At 44.8% G+C, this 17340-nt stretch carries 18 protein-coding genes and 1 pseudogene; 14 read left to right on the forward strand and 5 right to left on the reverse strand.

Features of this window, described 5'->3' with window-relative positions:
* Positions 1 to 78: 78 nt before the first annotated feature.
* Positions 79 to 231 carry a DUF6718 family protein gene (locus tag ACZM6M_RS03050; protein WP_417301129.1) on the reverse strand — a complete coding sequence of 51 codons (153 nt, stop codon included), beginning with the start codon at positions 229 to 231 and terminating at the stop codon, positions 79 to 81.
* A gap of 627 nt (positions 232 to 858) precedes the next feature.
* Here ACZM6M_RS03050 and ACZM6M_RS03055 point away from each other — a divergent pair.
* The 5 genes and pseudogenes from ACZM6M_RS03055 to ACZM6M_RS03075 all read left to right on the forward strand — a co-directional run.
* Positions 859 to 1362: pseudogene (locus ACZM6M_RS03055) on the forward strand (IS1634 family transposase); the annotation flags it as partial.
* A gap of 283 nt (positions 1363 to 1645) precedes the next feature.
* Positions 1646 to 2032: a signal peptidase I gene (locus ACZM6M_RS03060; RefSeq protein WP_337932222.1), complete on the forward strand. Its 387-nt coding sequence runs from the start codon at positions 1646 to 1648 to the stop codon at positions 2030 to 2032.
* 87 nt (positions 2033 to 2119) lie between these two features.
* Entirely contained in the window at positions 2120 to 2731 is a 612-nt protein-coding gene (locus tag ACZM6M_RS03065) for a hypothetical protein (RefSeq protein WP_489489671.1), read from the forward strand.
* A gap of 7 nt (positions 2732 to 2738) precedes the next feature.
* Positions 2739 to 3851, forward strand: a complete 1113-nt coding sequence (locus tag ACZM6M_RS03070; protein ID WP_337434013.1) for a hypothetical protein — start codon at positions 2739 to 2741, stop codon at positions 3849 to 3851.
* Positions 3838 to 5130 carry an InlB B-repeat-containing protein gene (locus ACZM6M_RS03075; RefSeq protein WP_337932217.1) on the forward strand — a complete coding sequence of 431 codons (1293 nt, stop codon included), beginning with the start codon at positions 3838 to 3840 and terminating at the stop codon, positions 5128 to 5130. The genes ACZM6M_RS03070 and ACZM6M_RS03075 overlap by 14 nt, the downstream gene beginning before the upstream one ends.
* Positions 5131 to 5133: 3 nt before the next feature.
* Here ACZM6M_RS03075 and ACZM6M_RS03080 read toward each other — a convergent pair whose 3' ends face one another.
* Both ACZM6M_RS03080 and ACZM6M_RS03085 read right to left on the reverse strand, forming a co-directional pair.
* Positions 5134 to 5781, reverse strand: coding sequence for a Crp/Fnr family transcriptional regulator (locus ACZM6M_RS03080; RefSeq protein WP_066549642.1), 648 nt, complete (start codon positions 5779 to 5781; stop codon positions 5134 to 5136).
* A gap of 117 nt (positions 5782 to 5898) precedes the next feature.
* Entirely contained in the window at positions 5899 to 6360 is a 462-nt protein-coding gene (locus tag ACZM6M_RS03085) for a hypothetical protein (protein ID WP_489489675.1), read from the reverse strand.
* Positions 6361 to 6744: 384 nt separating this feature from the next.
* Between ACZM6M_RS03085 and ACZM6M_RS03090 the strand changes: the two genes are divergently transcribed.
* The 3 genes from ACZM6M_RS03090 to ACZM6M_RS03100 all read left to right on the forward strand — a co-directional run bounded on the left by ACZM6M_RS03090 (position 6745) and on the right by ACZM6M_RS03100 (position 11216).
* The gene (locus tag ACZM6M_RS03090; protein ID WP_337932214.1) at positions 6745 to 8121 is read left to right on the forward strand and encodes an MATE family efflux transporter; all 1377 of its coding nucleotides are present in this window, start codon (positions 6745 to 6747) and stop codon (positions 8119 to 8121) included.
* Between the two features lie 203 nt (positions 8122 to 8324).
* A complete protein-coding gene (locus ACZM6M_RS03095) occupies positions 8325 to 9650 on the forward strand; it encodes a 6-phospho-alpha-glucosidase (protein ID WP_066549632.1) in 1326 nt (441 codons plus the stop codon).
* A gap of 42 nt (positions 9651 to 9692) precedes the next feature.
* Positions 9693 to 11216, forward strand: a complete 1524-nt coding sequence (locus tag ACZM6M_RS03100) for a PTS transporter subunit EIIC (protein WP_337932212.1) — start codon at positions 9693 to 9695, stop codon at positions 11214 to 11216.
* A gap of 36 nt (positions 11217 to 11252) precedes the next feature.
* On the opposite strand, the gene ACZM6M_RS03105 is transcribed toward ACZM6M_RS03100, so the two are convergent.
* Both ACZM6M_RS03105 and ACZM6M_RS03110 read right to left on the reverse strand, forming a co-directional pair.
* Positions 11253 to 12011 (reverse strand): MurR/RpiR family transcriptional regulator, encoded by a 759-nt coding sequence (locus tag ACZM6M_RS03105; RefSeq protein ID WP_337434009.1) that lies wholly within the window; start codon positions 12009 to 12011, stop codon positions 11253 to 11255.
* Positions 11995 to 12798: a MurR/RpiR family transcriptional regulator gene (locus tag ACZM6M_RS03110; RefSeq protein ID WP_489489678.1), complete on the reverse strand. Its 804-nt coding sequence runs from the start codon at positions 12796 to 12798 to the stop codon at positions 11995 to 11997. The genes ACZM6M_RS03105 and ACZM6M_RS03110 overlap by 17 nt, the downstream gene beginning before the upstream one ends.
* A gap of 168 nt (positions 12799 to 12966) precedes the next feature.
* Between ACZM6M_RS03110 and ACZM6M_RS03115 the strand changes: the two genes are divergently transcribed.
* The 6 genes from ACZM6M_RS03115 (at position 12967) to ACZM6M_RS03140 (ending at position 17328) form a co-directional block, all read left to right on the forward strand.
* Entirely contained in the window at positions 12967 to 13788 is an 822-nt protein-coding gene (locus tag ACZM6M_RS03115; protein WP_489489680.1) for a hypothetical protein, read from the forward strand.
* 117 nt (positions 13789 to 13905) lie between these two features.
* Positions 13906 to 14100: a hypothetical protein gene (locus tag ACZM6M_RS03120; protein WP_418496557.1), complete on the forward strand. Its 195-nt coding sequence runs from the start codon at positions 13906 to 13908 to the stop codon at positions 14098 to 14100.
* 438 nt (positions 14101 to 14538) lie between these two features.
* Positions 14539 to 15264 (forward strand): DUF134 domain-containing protein, encoded by a 726-nt coding sequence (locus tag ACZM6M_RS03125; RefSeq protein ID WP_337434007.1) that lies wholly within the window; start codon positions 14539 to 14541, stop codon positions 15262 to 15264.
* Positions 15261 to 16085: a 4Fe-4S binding protein gene (locus ACZM6M_RS03130; protein ID WP_337434006.1), complete on the forward strand. Its 825-nt coding sequence runs from the start codon at positions 15261 to 15263 to the stop codon at positions 16083 to 16085. Before ACZM6M_RS03125 ends, ACZM6M_RS03130 begins: the two co-directional genes overlap by 4 nt.
* Complete coding sequence (locus tag ACZM6M_RS03135) at positions 16082 to 16963, forward strand: nucleotide-binding protein (protein WP_484076576.1); 882 nt, start codon at positions 16082 to 16084, stop codon at positions 16961 to 16963. The genes ACZM6M_RS03130 and ACZM6M_RS03135 overlap by 4 nt, the downstream gene beginning before the upstream one ends.
* A 2-nt stretch (positions 16964 to 16965) precedes the next feature.
* Complete coding sequence (locus ACZM6M_RS03140) at positions 16966 to 17328, forward strand: NifB/NifX family molybdenum-iron cluster-binding protein (RefSeq protein WP_337434004.1); 363 nt, start codon at positions 16966 to 16968, stop codon at positions 17326 to 17328.
* Positions 17329 to 17340 lie beyond the last annotated feature (12 nt).

The following is a 17340-nucleotide window of genomic DNA, read 5'->3' on the forward strand; positions in this document are numbered from 1 at the left end:
CTGATATTTGGTACAGGACATCGTACATGATACCAGAAATGAGACTTTGTTTACATGGCCAGTACCCATTTTCGAAATTTATTCAGGAAGTCTACATTTCGTAGGTTGTTCCCTGTAAGCACTGGGGGGGCTGATGACGACAAGTTCTACGGCATTCAGTCTGATTTTTTCTTGAAGCTTTTTTATGAAACAGGACAATTTTTTCCATGTTTTGTTTTTGCAGCCACACACCCATCAAAACCGAATCGTTTTACAACCAAATAATGCAGAAGTCTAAAAATGAACAGTGCCCCTCCTGAAAACCAGGAGAGGCGCTATTTTTAAAAGAAAAATGTGATCATTTCAATCAAACATAAAAATGTCCCAAAACCTAAGAGTGGACGGTATTCCAAAGAATACCACCCCAACTCTTGACAAAGAGCCAAAAAATTAGGACGCCGTCGCAACGCCGCCCATATAAAAACCGTAAAACAGTTTTTTTATACTGTCTATAGTATATGCTGTACTCATGAAAAAGTCAATCCAGAAAGAAATCTCGTTTCTGGCAAATTTCTCCCGTTTTCCGTCGTAGTACTAGGAAATTTCCGTCGTTTTCTTTTTGTCATTTTTTCATTTCTTTTCCTGCATCTCGGTTTTTCCTTTATTTACAGCAAATTTTCAATGCCCTTTTGGGGCTTTTTTTATTGAAAAAAATTTTTTTGATATATTATAATAATAGTACTCTATAACACTTTGTTCGGAGGTCGGTTATGGCATACTATTTAAGAAAAGAGAAGAAGAAAAAAGGTACCTATTTGCAGATGTATGAATCTCACTGGGATAAAGAAAAGAAACAGCCGCGTTCAAAAAGTGTCATATAAGAACGGGAAAAAGATAACTCCTGTGATAGGAATTGATAAAGAGAAGGTTAATGAGGATCTGAAGTATGCAGGATACAACCTTATGGTCACCTCAGAGTTGTATATGGAACCGCTCCAAATCTATCAGACCTACCACAGCTTATGGAAGATCGAAGAATCCTTCCGGATCACAAAGTCTTATCTGGATGCACGCCCGGTTTACGTGCACAAAAAAGAAACAATCTATGGGCATTTTTTAATCTGCTACCTTAGCTTGTTTCTTTTAAGAGTGCTTGAGATTAAAGTTTTTAAAAATCAGATTAATTCTTATGATCTGATTGATTTCATACGGGACTTCCGGATTGTCAATAAAGGAGATGGCTCTTATATTAATATTTCTCGAAACCAGACAGTAAACGAAAAAGTCAAAAAAGCTACTGGCCTAACGAATCTTGATGCTTTGTTTCTCACTGAAAAAGAAATCAACAATCTTTTTCAGAACTGTATCCTCCTGGACTCCTGAGTACTATGTTTTGAGAGAAACGACGGAAGTCAGGGTATATGATTTATTCTATCCGATTTCATATACAGGTCAAGTATTTTTGTAATTATCCCCCTTGACATCATCCGGATTATGAAGTATAAATAGTAAAAAAGCAGGAACCACATTTCAGACAGGTCTGTCTTTTTCTTATGAATTTCTTTGAAATCAAAATTTTTTCTTTATTTTCAAAATTTCCACTATTTTATTCAATTCAAAATTTTCCATTCATAAAAGTATTCTATTTCCAGGGAGGAGTCTAAAATTGAAAAAAATAATAGCCTTTTTGAAAGGAAATCTGGTATTTCTGATTCTTTTGGCTGCCATTTTGTATGGAAATCAGCGTTTTGACCGCTATCTGATCCGTACGGGTTCCATGGAACCAGAGCTGCAGACAGGGGCAATTGTGGCAGCGGATTCTCGAAGAGCGCCTGAAAAAGGGGAGATTGGCGTTTATTTTTCAAATGGAAACGCAGTGATCCATCGTGTGATTGATATTACGGAGGATGGATATTGGTTTCAGGGAGATGCGAACCCGGAGCCGGACACAGTTTGTATTTTGAAAAAGGATGTAAAGGGAACCGTAGTCTTCCGGCTGAATGCAGCGGCTCCGATCCTGAGAGAGGTATTCAGGTTGTCCGAAATAGGATGATAACACAGGTGGCTTCCTCCGGCGTTTCAGGATGCGGTCATCGTTGTTATAAAATATAATAGCCCGGTTGGGCGGAAGGAGATTTTTATGGGATTCAGCAAAAAAACGAAAGCAGCAGTTTTGGCAGGAGCAATGACGCTTGGAGCAGTCAGCGGTGCATATGCGTATTTTTCTGGCACGGCAGAAACAAAGTCCAATGTGTTTAATATTGTGGCAGGCCGGTCGGATCAGAAGGATACGGCAGGTACTATTTTGGAGCCGGGTTGGAATCCGGCAAACGCCGTGGATCTGGAGCCGGGGCAGGAGGTAACAAAGGATCCGTCTTTAAAATCAAATGTGGAATATCAATCATGGGCATTTTTACAGGTGGAGATTCCGGCAGTTACTGCACAGAAGAAGGGAGATCTTTCAGATCAGGTGTATGATGCGGTGGTTTTGAATGGGATTGATGGTGCAAAATGGGAGAAAATCAGGGAAGATATTTCCGGAGAGCCGGGGACGGACAGAGTGTATATCTACGGACTGAAAGATCCCCTGGCCCCAGGAGCGGAAACACCTAAGCTTTTTACCAGCTTTACGGTGCAGGATTTTACGAAATTAGAGGCCGTATCAGATTCTGTCAATGTATCGGGAAGCCTGATCCAGACCACAGGACAGCCTACATTGGATGCGGCTGCAGCAACACTGGGGCTAAAGTAGGAATAGGATGAGAAAGAGAAGGTTGTGTACAGTTTTGGCGATCATGTGCCTTACAGGGGCTTTTCCTGTATACGCCTCCGAAACTTCACAGGTAGCCATTGAGCTGGATGCAGAAACAGATGGGGCAGAGGAATATTTTCCCGGATCAACAGCAGGATACAGGCTGACGCTTAAAAATAAGCTGGGTCCCTCCTGGGTACGGGTAAAGTTTCGATTTTCCAGAAAAGGCCTGAATGCCCCTTTTTCAGATAAAAACCTCATGATCCTTAAAGGCTGGGAAAAGCACGGGGAATATTACTATTATACAAAAAAAGCAGAAGCCAGGACGGATATCCCTGTGACAGATGGGATTCTGATCCCGGATGCCCACTTAGTCTTAAAAGGAACGCAGGTAGAAGTGGCTGTTGATGCACAGGCTGTACAGTACAGTGCATTTCGCCCGGATTTTTCCGGAAAAAATCCATGGAAAGGGGCGGAGATTATCCATTCTGCATCCATATCCAAAGGACACGGTGGTTTTAAAGGAGGCTCAAAGTTTTATCCATACCCGTCTCCTCAGGAAAAGGCAGAATGCTCTATGGGAAAATGGGAACTGGCGGATGAGAGAAAGAGGCAGTGGAAATACGGTGACGGCAGGGGAAATTATATAAGAGATGCCTGGGTTTATACGCCCAATCCCTATGCTCCGGTAAAGAATACGTGCAGCTGGTTTCATTTTGGAAAAGACGGGATCATGACGGTTGGCTGGTATCAGGCGTCAGATGCTCTGTGGTACTATACCAGTGAAGTAAGTGATGGGAATTTGGGAATGCTGATCAAGGGATGGCACAAGGACGGGCAGGACGGCAAGTGGTATTTTCTTGACCGCAGGACAGGAATCATGCTGTCAGGCTGGCAGGAAATAGACGGAAAAAGTTATTATTTTGCCGCAGAAGAGGACATTCCCGGACAGACCTGGTTTTGGAAAACGGGACTGGGAAAATGGATCTATGAAAAGCTGGGATATAAATCATACGGCAGTATGTATATGGACGAAAGGACGCCGGATGGCTGTCTGGTAGATAAAAATGGAGTCTGGGATGGCAAAATGGGGATGGAGAAAATGGATGAGAGCAGATAGGCGATATACATTTTTAAAAAAGCTCAGATTTGGGGCAATTACAGCTCTTTTAGCAGTGCTTATGGTATTTCCGGCATATGGACAGTATGGCGGAAGCTCAGAAAAAATAAGAAATGATTTTTCAATCAGGGGCACGGGATCTTCGATTGAATACAGTCTTAATGGAGGAGCATGGAAAAAAGGATATAGTCCTCCGGTGAAATACGAAAGAGGAGAGACTGTGATTCTGCCTGAAAAGTCAGAACTGGTATATGGAGGATATAGCTTTTCAGGATGGTTTCGATCCCCTGATTTCAGTGGAGAGCCGGCTGTACAGATCGGGCCGGATGAATCAGGTGATATTTTACTGTATGCCAGATGGGAGTGTGATCATTCCCAGGGAACCGATATGAAATATGATGGTCAGACACACTGGTTTTACTGCAGAGTATGCGGGAAAATTACAGAATACGGAAATCATAGCTTTTCCTCTTTGCTGATTAAGGAGCCCGACTGCATCACGAATGGAATCCACAGATATTCCTGCCGATGTGGATATGAGTATGATGCGCCGGATGTGGCAGCTCTGGGTCATGCATGGAAAAATGGTCTGGATTATAATGAGACGTATCATGTCCGTTTTTGCAGCAGATGTCGGGCTGAGAGAGAAAAGGCAGACCACAGCCTTTTGTGGCAGGAAAATGGTTCTCAGTGCTGGCAGGGATGCAGCGGCTGCGGATATACCCGGAACAGATATAACATTTCTCTTATGTACAATATTGGGGCAATGGCTGCATCGGACTGGTGGAGCCAGAGCAATCAGATTAAAGTGGAAAGCAGGAGTGTATCCATCCGGCCGGGTACAATGCTGCTGGTTTCAGTAGATTACAGGGTGGACAGCAGTCCGTTTCGGTTTAATGTTGATTTCTATCCCGATGAAGCCGGATGTGAAATTCATTTGTCGGGAGAAACTTACAGACAGCACATAAACTGGTGGACCGGAGCTATGCCCGGATATGCAACGCAGTTCAGATTATTTGATAACCTGAATACCTCCTGTAATCCTTCAAACAGGGCGATTTTGGAAAACTGCAGGATTTATAAAGTGAATACGGCAGCAGGAGTATGGATGCCGGCAAAGAAGGGACTGTATCGTATCCCGGAAGGGATGACAGCAACTCCGTCTCAGGCAGGAAAGAAAACGCCGTCTCAGGCCGGTAGAAAAACACCGTCTCAGGCAGCTAAAAAGACTCCTTCTCAAATCAAAAGAAAATCCCCGTCACAGCTTTGCCGCTTCTAACATTCACATTTTCAGCAAAAATCGATTCTTCTCATATTCAATGATCCCATCTCTCTGCATTTTAGAAAGCTCATTGCACATGGTACTGCGGTCCACACCCAGATAGTCTGCCAGCTGCTGGCGGTTATAGGGAATTATGAAGGAACTGCTTCCAAACTGTTTGGCACATTCTGAAAAATAGGACATCAGACGCCCGCGGATGGATTTTGAGGTAGTGTGCTTCATTCTTCGGGAAAGCTGAAGGCTTTTGTCAGCGCATACAGTCAGCAGGTTTCTGGCCAGCCTTGCATGAAAGGGGCAGGTATTGGAGCAGGAGGTCAAGACCCGCCCCACATTCATAAACAGCACGGTTGCGGGCTCGGCGGCAGATACAGTGATCAGCAGAGGTTGTCCCGGAATACAGGCATATACTTCGGCAAATACGCAGCCGGGTGCTGCATTGCCCAGAATACTTGTATTTCCCCAGATATCACCGTAGGAGATAAGGACCATACCGGAGAGTACAACACCGATATTTTCCGTGATCATTCCCTCGGAGAGAATGATTTCTCCCTTTTTATAACTGCGTGTCACAGTATTCAGACAGCTTAAAAGAGATGTGATTTCGTGTTCCTCCAGTCCACGGAACAGCTGTGTATTGGATAAGTTCATTTTTTCTCCTTTTGTTGTAATAACAACAGATTTTCATGTTTGATTATATCATAATAAGTACCGAAGAAGATGATTTAAAGCTGTTTTTTGATTAAATGCGTAATGGATACTGGAACTTTAGGATAAGAGCCGTCTTTTGCGGCTCTTTTGTGTTTGTGTGTCACGGGCGTGCCTTAACTGTAAGCAAATGTTGTGAAAAATTTGACAGTTATAATACATACTCCATCTGACAGTCATATGGCTCCTCTTCGACATGCTTCCGGCTGTATATCCTTGCATCCACACATCCAAGAGCGTCCTTCCAATTCCCATTCTCCGCATATCCTCCGATACAAATCTTTTTAAAGCATTCTGATAAAAAGCACCGCAGACAAAGCCATTGGAGCAGAGCAGGGATTTTAAATGGGAGATAATTTGCCGATAGTCATCTTCTGACCAGTCATCTGTAAAGGGATCATCCCGGATGATCCAGCTTCCATGCTCTCTGCGCCAGCATTTTACAACGGTCTGATGGCGGATGAAGTGATCAAAAAAGCTTCGGTTCATGTCCTTGGTGTGCAAAATTTTATAAGATATCATAGTTTTGTTCCTTGCTGAATGTTTGTTGCCAAGCTTGCTGCATGTATTCTCATGATACCGCATCCAGGTTTGTATTTCAAGTTTCAGAAACTCCGCCCGTTTTCCAGATTGTGGACAGTAGTTTTTATGACGCCTGTTGTTTTTGGAAAAAAGGAAGGTAGCTGCGGGGATAATTGCATTGTTTTTTGGGGAGAAGTACCGAATACCCTTCCGATTTTCGGAGGTACAATTACCATAGGGGGTGTGCTGCTGTATTCCTGTGTGGAGAAGAGGCGATGAAAAATAAGATTGAAGTTGTAATATAACAGTGCCGGATATTTCTTGCATACGAGAATAGTTTGTATTAGAATAGACTACATCAGTTATAAAACGGAGGAAGTATTTATGGTGCGTTCCCCATCGCTGGTGGATATGACCAGCGGCTCTATTATAAAAAAGGCTCTTATTTTTGCCATTCCTATTTGTGTGGGAAATATCTTGCAGCAGCTTTACAGTACAGTAGATACGCTGGTTATTGGGAATTACTGTGATGCAGCAGCTTTGGCGGCGGTGGCTACAAGTTCTCAGCCGTTGGAAATTCTGCTTTGCATCTTTCTGGGAATCGGATCGGGGATTTCGATTCTGGTTTCCCAGGCCATGGGAAGAAATGACGGAAAGCGGATGGGGAGGCTTACCTCCACGGCAGTATGGTTTTTGTATCTCTGTGCGGTTCCTCTTTCTGTGGTGGGGGTGCTGGCAGGTCCCTGGCTTTTAAAGCTGATGAAGGTGCCGGCAGACGCCATGGAGGGAGCGGTTGAGTATCTCAGGATCACTACGTTGGGCTGTCTGGGAAATATGGGATACAATTTAAACGCCGGGGTATTAAGAGGGCTTGGGAACAGCAGTGCAACCCTGCTTCTTTTGATGATTACCTGCCTGGTAAATATTGTGCTGGATCTGGTTTTTGTGGCTGTATTCGGAATGGGAGTGGCAGGGGCAGCTCTGGCGACAGCCATCGCAATGATAATGTCCTGGCTGTTCAGTATACTGTATATCAGGAAGCATTACAAAGAGCTGGCTATGACGTTTCTGCCCCATAGCTATGACAGGGCAATGGTCAGACAGATTCTGAGCGTGGGGCTTCCTCTCGGATTAAACTCAGCTTTATATTCGGTCGGCCATCTGGTGATGCAGACGTTGTTTAATACCCAGGGTTCTGCTTTTGTGGCAGGTTGTTCTGTTGCGGGAAAGGTGAATGCTATTGCTAATATTGCGATAACTTCCTTTTCCTCTGCGGCAACCATTTTTGCAGGTCAGAATCTTGGGGCAGAGGATTACAGAAGGCTTCGCAGAGGAGCTTTAATAATTCCGGTATTTTCAGGAGCTATTACCCTGGCTGCCGGTCTTTTGCTTACAGCCGGCTGCCGTCCGGTGCTCCGTTTTTTTACAAGGGATGAACAGGTTCTTGAGATGGCAGTTCACTATATTCGCGTGGTTCTGCCATTTACCTGGTGCTATGCGGTATTTAATGGGATTATCTGCTTTGTGAATGGAATTGGAGAGATCCGTTATCCTACCATTGTGAATCTGCTGATGCTGTGGGCAGTCCGGATTCCCGCAGCCTGTCTGATCGGATGGCTGGGATATGGAAGAAACGTAATGGCAGGAATCCCCATAAGCTTTGTAGCGGGTCTTCTGGCCATGCTTCTGTATTTCCGAACAGATAAATGGAAAGAATTGTGCAGGAAGGCAGAGAAGCAGGAAAAAAATAAAAGAAGGTAACAAAATACGCTCTGACAGAAGAGGAAATGTCTGTCGGGGCGTATTTTTATATAAAAGATTGAAAAATATTACTATATAGGTAACAAATAATAAAATATAATACGATATTCACAATAATTAGAAACTATTTACATATCATTATGAATAAAGTATGATGGATTCATCAAAAAAATCTCACAAATCGAAAAAAAGGAGAAGCGATTATGAAAACATTTAATGTATGTATTGTAGGCGGCGGAAGTACATATACATTGGGATTTTTAAAGTCCTTTGTACGCCTGAGAGAAGAATTTCCACTGAAAAAACTGGTATTGTTTGATATAGATGCGGAGCGTCAGGAGCCGATTGGTAAATATGGCGAAATTTTATTTAAAGAACGTTTTCCGGAACTGGAATTTTCCTATACCACAGATGTGAAGGAAGCATATGAAGGAATGGATTTTATCTTTATGCAGATGCGCGCTGGCGGCTTAAAGATGCGCGCCAAGGATGAGCATATTCCTCTCAGTATGGGACTCATTGGTCAGGAAACCTGCGGAGCCGGCGGAATGGCATATGGACTTCGTTCCTGTGTAGATATGATTAAAGCAGTTCACGATATCCGTACCTATGCGCCCAATGCATGGATTTTAAATTACTCCAATCCGGCAGCAATCGTTGCAGAGGCTCTTCGCAGAGAATTCCCCGATGACAAGAGAATTTTAAATATCTGTGACCAGCCGGAAAATGTAGTCCGTTCCGTAAGCCGCCTGTTAGGATGTAAATGGGAAGATCTGGATCCGGTATATTTTGGCCTGAATCATTATGGCTGGTTTACTCATGTATATGATGCACATACAGGCGAAGATCTTTTGCCAAAGGTTCGTGAAATGGTGAAGGAGAAAGGATTTTTGCCCCAGGATGCGGAGCAGAGAGATCAGTCCTGGCTGGATACCTATGGAATGGTTCAGACGATCATGGCAGATTTCCCGGAGTTTCTTCCAAATACATACGATCAGTATTACCTGTATCCCGATTATAAAGTAAGCCATCTGGATCCCAACTTTACCCGTGCAGATGAGGTTATGGCAGGAAGAGAAAAAAGGGTGTTTACCGAATGTGCAGAGGTAATTAAAGAAGGAAAATTGGGAGATAAATTCCATGCAATATCAGATGCTCATGCAGAGATGATGATAAAGGTGGCAGAGGCGATTGCGTACAATAAAAATGACCGCCATATCCTGATCGTGGAAAATAACGGCGCGATTGCAAATATGCAGGATGATGCAATGGTTGAGGTGGTCTGTGAGCTTGGTATTAACGGACCGAGACCTATGCGCGTGGGTAATATTCCGCAGTTTAATTTAGGACTTCTGGTTAATCAGGTTTCCTGCGAAAAGCTGATCGTAGATGCATATTTTGAAAATTCTTATCAGAAGGCACTGGAGGCATTTACTCTGAACCGTCTGATCAATGATGCAAAGAAAGCAAGAAAAGTTCTGGATGCGCTGATTGAAGCGAATAAGGGGATGTGGCCGGAATTGCGGTAATCATACATAATCAGAGAATATATGTAAAATCGGGGGTTTACAATGAATAAGAATAAAGTTATGGACTTTTTTTCAGCTCTTGGACGGAGCTTACTGATGCCGATTGCAGCTTTAGCTGCCTGCGGCATCGTCCTGGGACTGAGTTCTGCACTGATGAAAGCACAGGTTGTAGAGGCGCTGCCATTTTTACAGCTTCCGGTTCTTCAGTTTGTAATTTTAACTTTGAATAAGGTAGCAGGCGTTGTTTTTACCTTGATCCCGGTGCTGTTTTCTATTTCCATTGCCTTTGGTCTTGCAAAGGAAGAAAAGGAAATAGCGGCATTTGCAGGCTTTATTGGCTACTATACCTTTTTGGTGGCATCTTCCTGTATGATAGGATCCGGGTTCATGGATTTCAGCGCGTTGAAGATTTCCGCGATTCTTGGTGTGGAAACACTGGACATGGGAGCGGTAGCAGGTATTATTTCCGGTTTGGTTACTGCAAAGATTCATAACAAATATCATAAAGTACAGTTTCCCGTAGCAATTTCCTTTTATGGAGGAAAACGATTCGTAGCGATTGCCGTAATTATGGCAATGGCAGCAGCCGGTCTGATCGCTCCTCTGATATGGAAGCCGATTTCTGCAGCCATTGACGGGCTGGGCGGCCTTATTTCCGCAACCGGTCTGGCAGGCGTATTTACCTATGGTTTTTTGGAACGCCTTCTGATTCCGACAGGACTTCACCATGTGCTGAACGGTCTTTTCAGAACCACATCTCTTGGGGGTGTTTATGAGGGCGTAGAAGGCTGTCTGAATATTTTCCTGCAGTTTATTGATAAGGTTGATATCAATGAACTGGCTCCGTTTACGGTATTCCTTGGACAGGGTAAAATGCCGATGATGATGTTTGGACTTTCCGGCGCGGCTCTCGCCATTTACCGTACTTCTCCGGAAGAAAAGAAGGGAAAGGTAAAAGCCCTGATGATCGCAGGCGTGGCAGCCAGCGTTGTTTCCGGTATTACTGAGCCTCTGGAATTTTCATTTATGTTTATTGCACCTGCATTGTTTGTATTTCATGCTGTTATGGGCGGTCTTTCGTTCATGCTGATGGCAGCGCTTCATGTGATTATCGGAAATACTGGAGGCGGATTGATCGACTACCTGATCTGGGGTGTGTTCCAGCCCGGATCCAACTGGTACTGGGTACTTGTAGTAGGACCCGTATTCTTTGTTGTCTACTATCGGGTGTTTAAATGGTATCTGACAAAAAAGAAGCTTTCAATCGATGTGGCAGATGAAGAGGAAACAGACGGGGAGCAGGGTGTTTCCATGGATGAGCAGCAGAAAGCAAAAGCGGTAAAGATTATTGAAGGACTTGGCGGCTTTGGCAACATCGGTGTGGTAAATAACTGTCTGACAAGACTTCGTGTGGATATCAAGGATATGGCTCTTGTTGATGAGGATATTCTCAAGAAGACAGGGGCAATGGGATTTGTACGATCGAGTGATACGCATATTCAGGTTATTTACGGCCCGAAGGTAGAGCGGATCGCATCCGATGTGAGGGAAGTATTAAAATATTGATCAATAAAAAGAGAACTTCTGATTTGAAAACTTGGATCAGGAGTTCTCTTTTATTGTACCCTGTGCTGCCAGTTCAATAATCAGCTGGATCAGGGTGATGATGCCGAGACGGGAGTTGATATCTACATGATGACATTCTTCATTCTGATCATTGCTGCACATCCAGATGGTGCTTAAAGAAAGTAGAGGACTGTTTTTTTCACTGGTAAGGAGAATAGTGGTAATTCCTCTTTTTTTGGCACATTCAAAAATCGGAAGATAGCGCTGAGAATCTCCGTGGGCGGAAATCATAAATAAAACAGAATCCGAGGTGATCTCATGGATCAGTCCAGCCAGAAGGCGGTGCCATTCGATAAGAATCGATGGGTGATCCAATGTATTTAAAACGACCTGAAGATATTTTGCCGGGACAGAGCTTAAATTGGAACCATAGATATATACGGGATTGTCGCCGGTAAGATAGTCGGCAATGCGTTTTAATTTGTCTGCATCGACAGCTTCCATATTATCTCTAAACAGAGCCAGGGAATGGGAAATCAGATCATTAGGAGAAAAAACGGGTTCCTTCATCTGTTTTAACTCATGACGGAGCTGGTATTTAAATTCATTATATCCATTTAAGCCCAGTTTTTGACAAAAACGAACGATGGTAGCGTTTGAGGTATAAAGAGCAGAACTCAGGTCATTTAAATGAGTGTGGACAGAGAGGGGAAGGTTTTTTTCAAAATAATCCAGTATGCTCTTTTCTGTTTCCGTAAGCTGCATACGGTGCGCTTTTTCAAATAATGGAATCATGGGTATCTCCTAAACGTTTGTATTCCAGATAGCTGCGGATAATCATGTGTATCACATAAAAGACCGGAAGGCGGGATGTGAATTCCGCACCCTGGTTTTCACGTTGGTTTGTAAAAAAACGGAAATTGATGGTTCCCAGATCAGCAAGGGCATTGCTGGTATAGGGAGAAATGGTCAAAATAGGGATATGATTCATACTGCCTATTTTTCCCATTCGAATGGTTGGTTCAAAGTTTCCAGTAGTACTGATCAGGATCAGAAGACACTTATTTTTCTGGTTTTGCAGGATGTGGGCGGACATTTTGGAGGATTCCAGCAAATATACATTTTGCCTACCGATGGAAAGCAGCAGTTTTTCAAAGTAATTGCTGAGGATAGACGTAAGTCCGCCGGGGGCCCATACATAGATCGGGCAGTCACTGTCAAGATAATGAAAGGTTCTGGAAAGTTGTTCTTCTGAGATCAGGCCGGCAGTGCCGTCAATGTTAAAGCACATGGAATCCATCAGCTTTTGAATATCAAAGTCGGGCTTTTTTTCGGGAGAGGACGGAAGGTCATGGATCGTATTTTGATGGCGCAGCTGATACTTAAATTCTGCAAATCCGGAATATCCCAATTTCCGGCAAAAACGTAAGATCGTAGCGGAAGAGTAGGATACCTGGGCAGAAAACTCCCGAATATTCATATCCACGATGGCATCACCGTGTTCGTATACATATTTTAAAATATTCAATTCATTATTGCTTAAAGAATTGATCGTAGAATCACTTAGATGAAGGCTGACCATATATTCTCCCTGATTATGTAAAAATAAACTGAAATAATCATATATCAATCGATGTAAAAATGCAAGATACACCTATAGCTTAATCTCAACCCTGTAATCATCATCGATCAATCTAAAGTTTACATGATGCGCCTGAGCCAGCCTTAGAACCTGGGCGTTTTCCAGATTGTGTCCAGATTTATTATTTGCGGGGGGATTGCCTTTCCGGAGCTTGTAAAACGATACAGGAACGGGCGGGTCATGCTGGACAGGCAGAAAAATCCTACTCGCGATGTGGGGACACAGTATATCCGCTGGTTTGATGAATACGCAGGCAGCTTCTTTAAGGTATCTGCCAGGGATGAGCGTCCCTATATCTGCGGGGAACGCTGCTGGCAGCTTCGGTGTGAATACCTCCATCAAAATAAAGGATTTTTAAATGATGAAAATGAGGATACAGTTCATTTTCACCTAGGTGTAAACTGTGGCACATCTCTCTGTGAACTGGACAGAACAAGAGGCCAGGCAGACAGGAGCGACATTCGGATTGATATCGAGCAGTTTTGTCTGAGGATGTATCAGGCGGCAAAAAGCTACTATGACCAGGTTCATAAGGAAAAAAATTTCAGCCTTTACAATACGCCGGTTCTCGATTTTATCCAGATCCGTCAGAAGGTACGAACGGATGACCTGCTTATTATCATGCATGGAAACAAAGCTTATGCCAATGGACTTAAGGCTGTTTTAGAAGCGTTTCCCGGTCATATCCTTTGTTTTTCCACCTGGGAAGAGAAAAGAAAAAAACTGGGAAATCGGAAGCCATCTATCTGGATCCTGTCAGAGAAATTGGCAGAGGAGGCAGATCCAACCGGGAATAGCCAGGATGCATCCAGGGTGATTCTTCTGACCGGAAAAGAATGGCTGCCGAAGGAGAAGGCCGGCCTGACGGTTCTTACTATGCCATTGAAGCCGGAGGCTTTACGCAGAGCGGTAAAAGAACATTTGCAGTAGAGGAGATAAGATGCAGAATATGATCATAACTGTTTTGGCAGGAATTATTTTGGCAGCAGCCATCCGTCTGCGTAAAAAAACAGAGAGCTTGGGCGGTTAAAGGAGCAGATTCATCAGGTGAAGGAGGAGACGAAAGCGCTGCAGGCTCAGGTACAGACCCTCCGGATAAGGATTTCCGATCAGGAATCTGCGGAGGACGAGCTGTGGGATTGTGCAAATACCATTCATCTGTATGCAGCACTTTCTAAAGAGGAAGCGAGGCAGCCGTCTTTCAGGGAAAAGCAGGAAGAGATTTTACAGGCAGATGTTTAAAATGTCTGCGGCTTCCTGAAGCGTGGATGTTTCCTTAAGAACTCTTTGCAGCGGTCTGAGCGGCACTGCTGCAGCTGCTCAGTGCATTTTTTATAAGTCGGGTTTGAAATAATCATTCTGGCCTGCGGCGCTCTTACGATTGTTCCGGACATCCCGGGAATAAAACAGGATAATGTATATCTGGTAAATGATATTCTCAGCCATTGTTCTTGCCTTTGGTTCCAGACCGGATACAGCCCTTTGGGAAACTCTGACAGAGAAAGAAGGGGGATATCGTATTGGAGACGGCCTTAAAGCAGGAGATGCAAAAAGCAATCTATGAAGTAACCAGATTGGCATTGGAGCTGTAGAAAATGTTATTGACATATGCCGTAAACAGAGTTATACTCCAAAATATAAATGGCATATGCCATAAACGAGCCGAAAGAGGTGAGTACGATGCCAAGGCCCAAAAAGTGCCGAAAGGTGTGCCAGATGCCGCAGATAAGGGAATTTCATCCTTTGGGCAGAGCCTGCGGTGATCCGGCAGTGATCCTGACTGTGGATGAATATGAGGCAATCCGCCTTATCGACAGACAGGGGTTTTCCCAGGAGGAATGCAGTGCCTATATGCAGGTTGCCAGAACTACGGTTCAGCTTATCTATAATTCCGCCCGGAAAAAGATAGCAGAGGCACTGGTAGAGGGACGGGTTCTGCGCATTGAGGGCGGGGACTATCAGCTTTGCAGCGGAGAAGAAGAGTACTGCGGCTGCGGAGGCTGTAAAAAACACCGTCTGGGCTGTGCACAAAAGCTGACGAAGGAGGAAAAAAGGATGAAAATCGCAGTTCCGTTGGATGAAAACAGACAGGATGTGTGTATTGTTCTGGCCCGCGCACCCTATTTCCTGTTCCGTGAAAACGGCAGGGATACAATCGTGGAAAATCCGGCAGCCAAAGCATCGGGAGGCGCAGGGATTCAGGCAGCGCAGTTTCTGGTGGACAGCCGTATCGATACTCTGCTTACAGTCCGCTGCGGAGAGAATGCGGCAGAGGTCTTTAAGGCCGCAGGTATAAAAATTTATAAATCCGCAAATAAAGCCGCTGCGGATGATCTGGCTGCATTGGAGGAGGGAAGGCTTGAGGAGCTGACTCACTTCCACGGCGGCTACCATGGTGTACAATGAAAATCGCCTGCTTGAGCGGCAAGGGCGGTGCGGGGAAAACTCTGGCTGCAGTGAATCTTGCAACAGCAGCTGGAAATGCAGTATATATTGACTGTGATGTGGAAGAGCCCAACGGACATTTATTTCTGAAGCCCGATCGGACAGAGGAGGTAACAGTAAGCGCTCTTTTGCCGGAGTTCGATCCTGGCCGCTGCACCGGCTGTAAAAAATGCGTGGAATTCTGCCGCTTCCATGCCCTGATGTATATCAGGGAAAAACCCATGGTATTTTCCGAGGTCTGCCACAGCTGCGGCGGCTGCAGTCTGGTTTGCCCGGAAAATGCTGTTACAGAAAGAGAAAAGCCGGTTGGAAGGCTGCAAATCGGGATGGCGGGAGATGTGAAAACAGTGACCGGTATTTTAAATCCCGGAGAGGCGTCAGGCATCCCTGTTATTCGGGAAGCGCTTAAACAGGCAGAGGGGCTGACGATTATAGACGGCCCTCCCGGAAGCGCCTGCAGTGTGATGGAAAGTGTGATGGATGCGGACTTCTGTATTCTTGTGGCAGAGCCTACAGCTTTTGGCTTTCACAACTTTCAGATGGTTTATGAGCTTGTGACTCTGTTGGGGAGAAAATGCGGCGTTATTATCAATAAAGAAGAGACTCCCTATGAACCACTGGAGGATTTTTGCAGGGAGCATGATCTTAAAATACTGTGCCGTATCCCCTATTCTCCCAGGATCGGAGCCATGGCGGCAGCAGGAGAACTCGTTTCCCGAAAAGACCCTGAGCTTGGCATACTGTTTGCAGATGTGCTGAAGCAGATTGGAGGTGTCTTATGAAACGTCTTTTGATCCTCAGCGGAAAGGGAGGCACTGGAAAGACTACCACCGCAGCGGCTTTTATTCATTTTTCTCAGACAAGGGCAATGGCAGACTGCGATGTGGATGCGCCTAACCTTCATCTGGTAGCGGCTCCTCCGGTTTCTCCGGAAATTGCCGAATTTCTGGGAGGGGAGAAGGCTGTGGTTGATCCTGATAAATGTGTTGGCTGCGGGATCTGTGCGTCCCACTGCCGGTTTAATGCTCTTGAAAAGGAAGAGGGAAGATATCGGGTAAATGAATATGCCTGCGAGGGCTGCGGTGTGTGCGCTTATGTATGTCCCCAAAAGGCAGTGTATCTTGCGGAGGATGTGGCAGGCAGAAAGGAACTGTATCTGGGCGAGAGGATATTTTCTACGGCTGTTTTGAAAATGGGCCGGGGAAATTCCGGAAAGCTGGTAACAGATGTGAAGATGGCCATGCTGAAGCATGCTCCGGAAACGGAACTGGCCATTATTGACGGATCTCCCGGCATTGGATGCCCGGTGATTGCGTCTGTCAGCGGAATGGATCTGGTGCTTATAGTGGCAGAACCCAGCCAGTCGGGAATCAGCGATTTGAAACGGCTGGTAAAAACCGCCAGAACCTTTCAGGCAAGTTTGGCAGTCTGTGTCAATAAATGGGATGTAAGTCCGGAACATGCGCGGGATATAAAGGAGTTCTGCAAAGAAGAGGATATTCCGTTTGCAGGCGTGATTCCCTATGATAAAAACGTATCATTGGCAGTGAATGCAGGAAAAAGCATTGCAGATATAGACTGCCCTGCCAGAGATGGGTTAAAAAATATATTTGAAACTGTAAACCAGATCTTAAAGAAAGATGAAAAAGGAGTAAGATGATTATGAAAATTGCAGTAGCAGCTATGGGCAGCGAGGTTGCCGGACATTTTGGACATTGTGAGAACTTTATCTTTTTTGATGCAGAGGACGGTAAGATTGTGGCTGAAAATTCCGTCCCCAATCCGGGCCACCGTCCCGGCTTTCTGCCGAATTTCCTGGCTGATAACGGAGCCCAGGTAATTATCTCCGGCGGAATGGGCGGAGGAGCTGTAGATATCTTTAATGAGCGCGGTGTAGAGGTGATTGTAGGTGTTCAGGGTGACGCCAGAACTGCAGTAGAAACCTATCTTCGGGGCGAGCTGATTTCTACCGGATCGATCTGCCACAATCATGAGCATGCAGATGAGTGCGGCGAGCATCACTAAAGATTGAAAAAT

This window comes from Enterocloster sp., assembly GCF_057861365.1.